This is a genomic window from Rhodococcus yananensis, from assembly GCF_020515525.1.
Taxonomy (GTDB): domain Bacteria; phylum Actinomycetota; class Actinomycetes; order Mycobacteriales; family Mycobacteriaceae; genus Rhodococcus; species Rhodococcus yananensis.
The window spans coordinates 1-10,677 of record NZ_JAIYEP010000108.1; the positions used below are offsets into that span (position 1 = coordinate 1).

The window sequence follows — 10,677 nt, forward strand, 5'->3', positions numbered from 1 at the left end:
AGCTCCAGCTACCACAAACGCGCACGGCTAGGATGGGCCGATCGACGATCGGGAGGAACACGCGTGGCGGAACGGCGGATTCCGGTCGTGGTCGTGGCGGGCTTCCTCGGTGCCGGCAAGACCACGCTGCTCAACCATCTGCTGAGGAACACCCGCGGCGCCCGCATCGGCGTGATAGTCAACGACTTCGGCTCCGTCAACATCGACTCGATGATGGTCGCCGGCCAGGTCGACTCCATGGTCTCGCTCAGCAACGGATGCCTGTGCTGCGCGGTCGACGTCAGCGACATGGACGGCATGCTCGACAGACTCGCCCACCCGAAGTCCGATCTCGACGCCATCGTCGTCGAAGCCAGCGGACTGGCCGAGCCCCGCAACATGATCCGGCTCGTCGTCGGATCCGGGAACGAGCACGTCACCTACGGCGGTCTCGTGCTCGTCGTCGACGCCGTCGAGTTCGACGCCACCCGTGCGCGACACCCCGAACTCGATCAGCACGTCACCCTCGCCGACCTGGTCGTCGTCAACAAGATCGACCGGATCGCCGGCGACACCCACGACGACCTGCTCGGCACCCTGTGCGCACTCAACTCCCGGGCGCCCGTCGTGTCCGCCGAGCACGCGCGCATCGACCCGTCGATGCTGTTCGACGTCGCGCAGCGCAGCGACCCGCAACCCGGAGAACAGCTCACCCTCGACGCGTTGATGCGCGAACTCGACGACGACCACTCGCACCTGCACCACGGCTACGACACGATCACCTTCGCCTCGTCGACACCGCTGCATCCCCGGGCCCTCGTCGACTTCCTGGAGGACCAACCCGCGGGAGTGTTCCGGATCAAAGGATTCGTGCGGGTCGCGGCCGGTCTGCAGGCGGGCAGTTACGTCCTGCACACCGTCGGTGACCACATCCGCTTCGAACCGCCCGGCCGCGGCGACGACGTGCCGGACGGCACCCGGCTCGTCGTCATCGGCGCCGATCTGGACCCCGACGCGGTGCGCGGGCGTCTCGACCGGTGCGTCGCGGTGGAACCGGTGTCGGCGGACGCCATGTACGCCGTGCACCGGTTCACGCCGCGCTGAGTCTCAGCGTTCCGTCGAGGCGCGACGCGGTCCGCGCCGACGTGTGCCCTGCGCGGAGGCCCCGCGCCGACCGTCGCCGCCCTGACGCGGAGAATCCCCGCGGCGTGCGGCGTTCTCGCCCTGCCGACCGCCGCCCTGACGGGAGCTGCCGCCCTGACGGGAGCCGCCTGCCCGGCGTGATTCCCCGCTCTGCCGCGCACCGCCGCCCTGGCGGGGCGCTCCGCCGCGACGGCCACCACCCGCACGTGCCGGCCGGGACGATCCGGACGGCTGCTGCGGAGTGGACGGCTTCGGCGGCACGTGCGGCGCGACCTCACCGACCAGCTTCAGCACGTGCTCGGACGTGGCGGTCACCGACACCGGACGGACGTCGATCGCGGCCTTCCGCATGATCGCGGCGAGATCCTTGCGCTGATCGGGCAACACGAGGGTGACGACGTCGCCGCTGCTGCCGGCGCGCGCCGTGCGACCGGACCGGTGCAGGTACGCCTTGTGTTCGGCCGGTGGATCGACGTGCACGACGAGTTCGACGTCGTCGACGTGCACTCCGCGCGCCGCGACGTCGGTCGCGACGAGCACCCGGGCCTCACCGGACGAGAACGCCGCGAGGTTGCGGTCGCGTGCGTTCTGCGACAGGTTGCCGTGCAGGTCCACCGCGGGGATACCCGATGCGGTGAGCTGTTTGGCGAGCTTGCGCGCCTGGTGCTTGGTCCGCATGAACAGGATTCGCCGACCCGTGCCCGACGCGAGGGTGCGGATCAGATCCTTCTTCACGTCGGTGTTCGAGACGTCGAACACGTGGTGGGTCATCGCGGTCACCGGGGAGGTGGCCTCGTCCACGGAGTGCAGCACCGGGTCGTGCAGGAACTTCTTGACGAGTTTGTCCACTCCGTTGTCGAGCGTCGCCGAGAACAGAAGGCGCTGACCGTCTTTCGAGGTGGCGTTGAGGATCCGGGTGACGCCCGGGAGGAATCCGAGATCGGCCATGTGATCGGCCTCGTCGAGGACGGTGACCTCCACCCCGTCGAGATGCACGAAGCCCTGACGCATCAGATCCTCGAGCCGGCCCGGGCACGCGATGACGATGTCGACGCCGCGGCGCAGGGCGTCGACCTGACGGTTCTGCGAGACACCGCCGAAGATCGTCGTCACGCGCAGACCGGCGGTGTGCGCGAGCGGCTCGACAGTCGCGGCGATCTGGGTCGCCAGCTCGCGGGTGGGCGCGAGCACGAGACCGCGGGGGCGTCCGGCCTCCCGTGTCGAACGACCCGCCAGGCGAGCGGTGAGCGGGATCGAGAAGGCGAGGGTCTTGCCGCTACCGGTGCGGCCTCGGCCGAGGACGTCACGGCCGGCGAGCGAGTCGGGCAGGGTGTCGGCCTGGATGGGGAACGGCCGGGTGATCCCGGAGTCCTGCAGGGTCGCGACGAGGGTGCGGGGCACCCCGAGTTCGGCGAAGGACGGATCGGAGGAAGACGTGGTCACGCGTGGGTACTGCCTTTCGGATACGGCGTGTGCACGCAGCGGAACACACACGGGTTCCGAAGGTGCGGGGTGGGATCGCCGCGAGGAAGGCCGGTGCTCAGTGCGTGCGAGCCGGTACGCGTCCGGCCCGCCGGTAACCCACGACGGTGGATGTCGTCGTGACATCCTGACCTGTCGAGCGTACCGCACCGGCCCGCGGGTACCCGCCACGCCGTGACACGCACGACACCCGAGCCCGCGGAACCGGTCGACTCCCGGCCCTACAGGCCCACCCACTCCGAGGCGCCCTCGGTGAAGCGTTGACGCTTCCAGATCGGCACTCCGTGCTTGATGCGTTCGACGAGATCCGCGCACGTCGCGAACGCCTCCGCGCGGTGCGGTGCGGCGACGGCGGCGACGAGCGCGAGATCACCCACGACCAGGTCGCCGACACGATGCACCGCCGCCACGGGCAGACCCGTCTCGTCGACGACCTCCTCGCAGCACTGCCGTAGGAAGGCTTCCGCGTCGGGGTGCGCCCGGTACTCGAGGGCGGTCACCGCCTGCCCGCCGTCGTGGTTGCGCACGACACCGGTGAACAGCACCACCGCGCCGTGCTCCGGACCGGCGACCGCGGCGTCGACCGCCGCCGGGTCGAGGGGCTCCGACGAGATTCGCGCGAGCAGGTCACTCATGGGCTCCGCCTCCGGACACTTGGGCCAGCAGATGATCGAGAATCGGTTCGAGGGCGGCCAGTCCGTCCGCGACACCACCGGGCGAGCCGGGCAGGTTCACGATGACGGTGCGTCCGGCCAACCCCGCCACACCGCGCGACAGTACCGCGTGGGGGGTGACGTCGAGACCGCGGCGCCGGATCGCGTCGGCGACGCCGGGCAACTCGCGGTCGAGCACGGCGCGGGTGGCCTCGGGGGTCCGATCGGTGGGCGAGGCTCCCGTCCCGCCGGTCGTGATCACCAGCGCGGGCGCACCGGTGAGGGCATCGGCCAGGCCCGCGGGTATCGCGGCGTCCGCGTGAACGAGCGGGCCGCGCACGGTGAAACCGCGGTCGCGGAGCCAGTCCCGGATGACGGGCCCGGTCCGGTCCTCGCGGCTTCCCGCGGCGACGCCGGTCGACGACACCACGACCGTCGCGGACCGTTGCACGACACCGGGCTCCGACGTCGCGGAGCTCTCCGCCGCGTCGTCCCGGTCGTCGCGGCGCCACTGTCCGCGCTTGCCGCCGTCCTTCGCGAGCAGACGGACCCCACCGAGAACGGCCGCGGGATCGACGGCCTTGACCATGTCGTGCAGCGTCAGGCCCGCGACCGCGACAGCGGTGAGGGCCTCCATCTCGACGCCGGTGGGACCCTTCGTCTTCGCTGTCGCCTCGATGGTGATCGCGGTGTCCGTGAACCCGAACGTCACCTTCACCGAGGACAACGCCAGCTGATGGCACAGCGGGATCAGCTCCCAGGTGCGCTTCGCCGCGGCGATTCCCGCGATGCGGGCGGTGGCGAGCACATCCGCCTTGGGCATGTCGTCGGCGCGTACCAGTGCCACGACCTCGGCCGTGGTGGACAGTTCCCCGGCCGCGACGGCGGTCCGTGTCGTGTCCGCCTTCGCGGACACGTCCACCATCCGCGCGCGGCCCTGGTCGTCGACATGACTCAATTCACTCACAGGGGCAGCACTTTCACGAGGTCTCCGGTGTCGAGGGCATCGGTGTCGGCGGGAATGTCGAGGAGCGCGTCCGCGGTCGCCATCGCCGCCACGAGGTGGGATCCGTGCCCGGCCATCGAGGTGACGGTGGTGCCGTCGAGGCGTCCTCGCAGGAACTGGCGGCGACCCGGTATCGATGTCACCGGCGCCGACAGCGGCAGCTCCACCGGGGCGACGGCCGGCAATCCGGTGAGCTCACGCAACAGTGGGCGCGCGAACACCTCGAAGGAGACGAGGGTGCTCACCGGGTTGCCGGGGAAGGCGAGGACCGGCACCCCGTCGACGACGGCGGTGCCCTGCGGCCCGCCGGGCTGCATCGCCACCGACACGAACTCCCCGCCCAGCGGTCCGAGACAGTCCTTGACCACCTCGAAGTCGCCCTTCGACACACCTCCGGAGGTGAAGACGACGTCGGCGACCGACACCGCGTGGGCGAGCATCCGCGCGAACTCGTCGCGATCGTCGGAACTGTGGTCGATCGACACGATGTCCGCGCCGTTCGCGAGGGCGCTCGCGGCGAGCGCCGGACCGTTCGAGTTGTAGATCTTTCCCGCGGGCAGCGGATGACCGGCCGTGACGAGCTCACTGCCGGTGGAGATCACCGCGACCCGGACGCGACGCCGAATCGGCACCGCGGTGATCCCCACCGCGGCGAGCGCGGCGATGTGCCGGGCGGCGAGGTGGGTGCCGGATTCCAGCATCGGTGCGCCGGCGCGGATGTCGCTTCCGGCCTCGCGGACGAACTCGCCGGGGCCGACGGGCCGCCGGATCAGGACGTTCTCCGAGCCGGCGTCGGTGTCCTCGACCGGCACGACGGCGTCCGCGCCGTCGGGGATCGGTGCACCGGTCATGATCTTCAGTGCAGCGCCGGGCGGCAGTGCCGACACGGCATCGCCGGCCGCGACCACGGACGCCACCGGCAGAGTCACCGGTGCGCCGACCAACGATGCCGCGGACACCGCGTATCCGTCCATCTGGGAGTTGCGGAACGCGGGCAGGTCGATCGGTGCGTGGATCGTCTCGGTGAGTGTCCGACCCAGCGCAGCGGCCAGCGGAATCGTCACCGAACCGGCCGTGCGCAGCGGCTCGAGCAGCCGCGCGACGTGCTGCACGTGTTCTTCGACGGACCGTCTGCCGCTTGTCATGGTCATTACCGTACCGGGCGCCGTGGAGGTGTCCCCGGACGCCGCCGCGCGGTGCCGGAACGGGGGTACCCGACGTGTCGTGGCCGACAACCAGATCGGATCGTGTTGGATATTGCTGTTCATCCGGACCGGTCCGATGGGCATACTGACGACATGAGGGCGGTGATCGCGTGACAGTCGTGAACGTGGGTATCCCGTCGCTCCACGCGGAGGTGGACGACGTGTCGGACCGCCCCGACGTGCCCCACCTCGTCGACAGATTCGGCCGGGTGGCCCGCGACCTGCGCGTGTCCATCACGGAGAAGTGTTCTCTGCGCTGCACCTACTGCATGCCCGAGGAAGGGCTGCCGGCGATCCCCCGCGAACAACTGTTGACGGCCGACGAGATCGTCCGTCTGGTCGGGGTGGCGACACGACTGCTCGGTGTCCACGAGGTGCGGTTCACCGGCGGCGAACCGCTCATGCGACGCGACCTCGAGGACATCATCGGGGGCTGTCGACGGATCGCGCCGTCCGTGCCTCTCGCGCTGACCAGCAACGCCGTCGGTCTCGAGCACCGCGCACAGGCATTGGCCGACGCCGGACTGACCCGCATCAACATCTCCCTCGACACCGTCGACCGTGCGCACTTCGCGAAACTGACCCGTCGCGACCGCCTCGACTCCGTCATCGCCGGGATCCGTGCCGCACGAGCCGCCGGTCTCGAACGCGTGAAGATCAATGCCGTGCTCATGCCGGAAACCCTCGGCGGCGCCGCGGACCTGCTGCGGTGGTGCCTCGACGAGCACGTCGAACTGCGGTTCATCGAGGAGATGCCGCTCGACGCCGACCACGAGTGGGCGCGCGCGAACATGGTTCCCGCCCAGCGACTGCTCGACGTGCTCGGGAAGCGGTTCGCCCTCACCGAGCACGGTCGGGAAGACCCGACGGCACCGGCCGAGCGTTGGCTCGTCGACGGTGGACCGGCGACGGTGGGGATCATCGCGTCGGTCACCCGATCGTTCTGTTCGTCGTGCGATCGCACGCGCCTGACCGCCGAGGGTACCGTCCGGTCGTGCCTGTTCAGCGACCGCGAAACCGACCTTCGCGCGGCGCTGCGGGGCGGTGCGACGGACGAGGAACTCGCTGCCGTCTGGCGCGGTGCGATGTGGAACAAATGGGCCGGACACGGTATCGACGCGGCGGATTTCGTTCCGCCGCAACGCAGTATGGGAGCCATCGGTGGGTGAGCAGTTGAACGGGATCGAGGTGCGGTACTTCGCCGCGGCCGCGGATGCGGCAGGGCGGGACAAGGAGACCGTGGACCTTCCGCGCGGTGCCGATCTCGGCGCGCTGCGCGCGGCGCTCCTCGATCGCTACGGCACCGACATGCGGCGGGTGCTGTCGGTCGCGGCGTATCTCGTCGAACCGGCCGGCCCGGGCGGTTCCCCCTCCGGGGTCCAGGGTGAGCTGACGCGCGACCTCACCCACCCGGTCGGCTCCCGTGTCGACGTGCTGCCGCCGTTCGCCGGCGGCTGACCGGCGTGCCCGGCGGGTTCAGCGCCACCAGGTGTCGAGTGGCGTGACCGGCACGGTGCGTTTGTGCCGGGTGGCGAGGAAGATCCGCTCCACCTTCTCCGCGACCTCCGCTGGTACGTCGGCGCCTTCGAGATAGTCGTCGATCTGTGCGTACGTCATGCCGAGCGCCACCTCGTCGGGCAACGCGGGTCGGTCGTCCTCGAGGTCCGCGGTGGGGACCTTCTGCCACGTGCTGTCCGGCGCACCGAGAGCGCGCAGCAACGCGGCCCCCTGCCGTTTGGTCAGCCCGGTGAGCGGGGTCAGGTCGACACCGCCGTCGCCGAACTTGGTGAAGAACCCGGTCACGGCCTCCGCGGCGTGGTCGGTACCGACCACCAGGTGGCCGAGTTCGCCGGCGATCGCGTACTGCAGCATCATGCGTTCGCGTGCCTTGATGTTGCCGCGCACGAAATCCCGGAGCGCAACGTCCGGGCCGAGGAGCTCGCGGATGCCCTCCGCTGCCTCACCGGCGGTGGCGTCGGCTCCCGGCTTCACGTCGACGCGGAACGAGCGGTCGGGCCGGATGAAGTCGAGTGCGATCTGTGCATCGTGTTCGTCGGCCTGTTCGCCGTAGGGGAGCCGGACCGCGATGAACTCGGCGCTGTGGCCTTCGGCGCGCAGCTTCTCGGCGGCGAGTTGCGTCAGCCGTCCCGTGAGGGTGCTGTCCTGACCGCCGCTGATCCCGAGCACGAATCCCCTGGCCGGGGTGGACCGCAGATAGTCGGCGAGAAACTGCACCCGCGACCGGATCTCGTCCTGCGGGTCGATCGTGGGCCGGACCCCGAGTTCCTCGATGATCCGATCGCGAAGGTTGGTCATGGCAGAACTGTAGCGGCCGGGCCCGCGCGCGGCGCGGGCACGCTCGGTGTGTGCCCGGCGATCCCACCGGCCCCCGCGGGACGCGGTGCGGAGTACCGTCGTGCCCGGCACGGGGCGACGACGGAAACCCCGGAACGGCAACCCCGGGATTCGGATGGTTCGGATGAAGGTGCAGCAGGTGCAGGAACTACTCGTCGTATCCGCCACGAAGGCCGAAGCAGCGCACGTGCCCGAGCGGTTCGAGGTACTGGTCGTCGGTATCGGCAAGGTCGATGCGGCAGTGGCGGTCGCCGCGGCGCTCTCCCGGTATCCGGCGTCGGAACGACCCCTCGTCGTGAACATCGGCACCGCCGGTGCGCTGCACGGCCACCACAGCGGACTGTTCGTGCCGTCGACCGTGATCAACCACGATTTCAGCGGGGAGGTTCTGCGGAGCCTCGGATACCCTGCCCGCGACAGCCTGTCCGTCGACGACGGCGACGGCACCGTCCTCGCGACCGGGGACGCCTTCGTCTCCGACGCCCAGGTGAGGGATGCACTCGCGACGCGCGCCGACCTCGTCGACATGGAGGGCTACGCGATCGCCCATGCCGCGGCGCACCTGGGTGCCCGGTGCAGGCTCGTCAAACACGTCAGCGACAACGCCGACGATTCGGCGATGGACTGGCCGGACCGGGTCGACGCGAGCGCGGCGGTACTCGCGCGATGGCTCACCGAACGGTACTGACCGCCCCGACGTCGGTCACCGCGCCGTCAGACCGAGTCCGTTCGTGCCGTCCTCGGCGGTGAGCGTCATGGTCGGTCCGTCGACCACGTAGGTGGTTTCGCCGGCCAGCACACCGAGGATGTGCCGTTCGATCTCGGTGGTCTCCGGGTCGATGCACGCCGCGAGAGTGGTGGCCAGCGCGCCGAACGTGATCGTGCCGTCGCCGACCTCGGCGGGGCCGGAGAAACGATTGCATCCGGTGCTGCCGCTGACGGTTCCGTCGTCGGCGAGAATCAGCGTGGGCGCCGCCGTCTCCAACGTGAGCGACGAGGTCACTGCGTCGGGGGTGCGCAACGTCGTCACCGTCCACTCGGTGCCGGTGACCGGTCGGTCGGGGTCGACGACCTTCTTGTCACCGAGCGTGACGGTGGTGCCGGCGCCGGTGAGCACGAGGACGTCCCCGTCGAGGGTCCACTGCGGCTGCGCGTCGAACAGGGTGCTCAGCCACTGGTCGGCGCCGTCGCGTGGGGGAGGGCAGGCCATCATCGTGCTCGCGAGCGCCGGGGCGGCGATCGAGCCGTCGGCGAGATCGACGGAGCCGACGAACCGGTTGCATCCGGCGGTCGCGGCGATGCGCCCGGGCTCGGGGAACTCGACCGTCAGGGGACCGTCACCCGGGATCGGGGTGCCGGTGACGTCGGTGGACACGAACGTCCGCCCGATCAGATCGTCGGGAGAGGCGGGTTCGTTCGTCTCCGCCGAATCGGTACCGCAGGCGGCCGCGGCGACCGTCAGCGACATCAGGACGAGGACGCGCAGGGCTCGGGTCATCGGCTCACCGTACTGGGTGTCTGCCGTGAGCGGCACCGTCCGGCGCGCCGGGCGCTGCACCGATGCGATGCACGAGGTCGGACCAGTTGTCGCCGAGATGGGTCAGTGGATGTCCCAGGTCGCGCCACAGGTGCAGGACCAGCGCTGCCTCGAGGGAGGCGAGCAGTGATTCGGCGAGCAGACGGGTGTCGCCGCCGGTCCGTGCCTCGCGGAGCAGTGATTCGACGTGGATGAGCGACACCTGCCGGGCGGGTGCGGAATACCGGGATCCGACGGCCGATTCGACGGCGCGCAGCACCTCGCCCTGGATCTCGACGAGGTCGATCCGAGCCCGTCCGAACGCGACGAGCCGCTCGATCGGTGGTGCGCCGGGGCCGAGTGGAGGCGGTCCGTGGAGACACGCGTGCTGGAACTCGCGTTCGCTGTGGTCGAGGAGAGCGGCCATCAGTCCGGCGCGGGAACCGAACCTCCGGAAGACCGTGCCCTTGCCCACTCCGGCCCGTGCGGCGACGGCATCCATGGACACGCTGTCGGCACCGTGCTCGGAGACGAGCAGCGCGGCTGCGTCGAGCAGTCGTGCGCGGTTGCGCGCGGCATCGCAGCGTTCGGTCCCGTCCGGGTCGGCGAGGGGCAGGGGGATGTTCACAAGGTCACACTCTAGCGGGCCCGGGAACAGAAAGGGACCGCGGTCCGCTTATCATTGCGTAGTCAATGACCACGGACCTCGAAGGACACATCATGGCCCAGACCCGCGTACTCGCACTCCCCGGTAGCCTGCGCTCCGCCGCAGTCTCCCGTCAGCTCGCCGAGACCGCCGCCGCGGTCGCTCCGGAGGGCGTCGAGGTATCCGTGTTCGACGGACTCGCGGACATCCCCTTCTACAACGAGGATCTCGACGGCGAGACCGTCCCGGCCGCGGCGGCCGCACTGCGTGAGGCCGTCGCCGACGCGGACGCGGTCCTGCTCGTCACCCCGGAGTACAACGGCACCACCAGCGCCGTCCTCAAGAACGCCATCGATTGGGCGTCGCGCCCCTACGGTGCGGGTGCGCTGCGCGCCAAGCCGGTCGCGGTCGTGAGCCAGTCGCCGAGTCCGAACGCCGCCAAGTGGGCCCTCGACGACACCGTCAAGGCGGTCGGGATCGCGGGCGGCACCGTCGTCGAGGGTGGCTCACTGGCCGTCGGTGAGACCTTCGGCAAGTTCGCCGGTGCCCACGCCAAGGATCACGGCGAGACCGCACAGCAGATCGGTGCCGTCGTCGAGTCGCTGGTCGCTGCCACGAAGGTGCTCGAGAACGCCTGATCGCGACGCGACCGACTCCGCGGTGCACGCTGCTGCGCGCGGAAATCGCGGCGG

12 protein-coding genes are annotated in these 10,677 nt (G+C 70.4%); 5 read left to right on the plus strand and 7 right to left on the minus strand.

Features of this window, described 5'->3' with window-relative positions; translation table 11 throughout:
• Positions 1-63: 63 nt before the first annotated feature.
• The gene (locus LDQ05_RS18090; RefSeq protein ID WP_226438341.1) at positions 64-1,083 is read left to right on the plus strand and encodes a CobW family GTP-binding protein; all 1,020 of its coding nucleotides are present in this window, start codon (positions 64-66) and stop codon (positions 1,081-1,083) included.
• 3 nt (positions 1,084-1,086) lie between these two features.
• Here LDQ05_RS18090 and LDQ05_RS18095 read toward each other — a convergent pair whose 3' ends face one another.
• The 4 genes from LDQ05_RS18095 to LDQ05_RS18110 form a co-directional block, all read right to left on the minus strand.
• Positions 1,087-2,565 carry a DEAD/DEAH box helicase gene (locus tag LDQ05_RS18095; RefSeq protein WP_226438342.1) on the minus strand — a complete coding sequence of 493 codons (1,479 nt, stop codon included), beginning with the start codon at positions 2,563-2,565 and terminating at the stop codon, positions 1,087-1,089.
• Positions 2,566-2,825: 260 nt separating this feature from the next.
• Positions 2,826-3,239, minus strand: a complete 414-nt coding sequence (locus LDQ05_RS18100) for a molybdenum cofactor biosynthesis protein MoaE (protein ID WP_226438343.1) — start codon at positions 3,237-3,239, stop codon at positions 2,826-2,828.
• Positions 3,232-4,224 carry a bifunctional molybdenum cofactor biosynthesis protein MoaC/MoaB gene (gene moaCB, locus LDQ05_RS18105; RefSeq protein WP_226438344.1) on the minus strand — a complete coding sequence of 331 codons (993 nt, stop codon included), beginning with the start codon at positions 4,222-4,224 and terminating at the stop codon, positions 3,232-3,234. Before moaCB ends, LDQ05_RS18100 begins: the two co-directional genes overlap by 8 nt.
• A complete protein-coding gene (locus LDQ05_RS18110; RefSeq protein ID WP_226438345.1) occupies positions 4,221-5,408 on the minus strand; it encodes a molybdopterin molybdotransferase MoeA in 1,188 nt (395 codons plus the stop codon). Before LDQ05_RS18110 ends, moaCB begins: the two co-directional genes overlap by 4 nt.
• A gap of 170 nt (positions 5,409-5,578) precedes the next feature.
• Here LDQ05_RS18110 and moaA point away from each other — a divergent pair, with 170 nt between their 5' ends.
• Positions 5,579-6,637, plus strand: coding sequence for a GTP 3',8-cyclase MoaA (gene moaA / locus LDQ05_RS18115; RefSeq protein WP_226438346.1), 1,059 nt, complete (start codon positions 5,579-5,581; stop codon positions 6,635-6,637).
• Positions 6,630-6,926 (plus strand): MoaD/ThiS family protein, encoded by a 297-nt coding sequence (locus tag LDQ05_RS18120; protein ID WP_226438347.1) that lies wholly within the window; start codon positions 6,630-6,632, stop codon positions 6,924-6,926. Before moaA ends, LDQ05_RS18120 begins: the two co-directional genes overlap by 8 nt.
• A gap of 18 nt (positions 6,927-6,944) precedes the next feature.
• On the opposite strand, the gene nadE is transcribed toward LDQ05_RS18120, so the two are convergent.
• Positions 6,945-7,784: an NAD(+) synthase gene (nadE, locus tag LDQ05_RS18125; protein ID WP_226438348.1), complete on the minus strand. Its 840-nt coding sequence runs from the start codon at positions 7,782-7,784 to the stop codon at positions 6,945-6,947.
• A 163-nt stretch (positions 7,785-7,947) separates the two neighbouring features.
• Between nadE and LDQ05_RS18130 the strand changes: the two genes are divergently transcribed.
• The gene (locus LDQ05_RS18130) at positions 7,948-8,511 is read left to right on the plus strand and encodes a nucleosidase (protein WP_226438349.1); all 564 of its coding nucleotides are present in this window, start codon (positions 7,948-7,950) and stop codon (positions 8,509-8,511) included.
• A gap of 15 nt (positions 8,512-8,526) precedes the next feature.
• Here the strand turns inward: LDQ05_RS18130 and LDQ05_RS18135 are convergent, their stop codons facing one another.
• Together LDQ05_RS18135 and LDQ05_RS18140 are read right to left on the minus strand one after the other, a co-directional pair.
• The gene (locus LDQ05_RS18135) at positions 8,527-9,321 is read right to left on the minus strand and encodes an META domain-containing protein (RefSeq protein ID WP_226438350.1); all 795 of its coding nucleotides are present in this window, start codon (positions 9,319-9,321) and stop codon (positions 8,527-8,529) included.
• A gap of 4 nt (positions 9,322-9,325) precedes the next feature.
• Positions 9,326-9,967 carry a TetR/AcrR family transcriptional regulator gene (locus LDQ05_RS18140; protein WP_226438351.1) on the minus strand — a complete coding sequence of 214 codons (642 nt, stop codon included), beginning with the start codon at positions 9,965-9,967 and terminating at the stop codon, positions 9,326-9,328.
• Positions 9,968-10,059: 92 nt separating this feature from the next.
• On the opposite strand from LDQ05_RS18140, the gene LDQ05_RS18145 reads away from it, so the two are divergent.
• Complete coding sequence (locus LDQ05_RS18145) at positions 10,060-10,623, plus strand: NAD(P)H-dependent oxidoreductase (RefSeq protein ID WP_226438352.1); 564 nt, start codon at positions 10,060-10,062, stop codon at positions 10,621-10,623.
• The last annotated feature ends 54 nt before the right edge of the window (positions 10,624-10,677 follow it).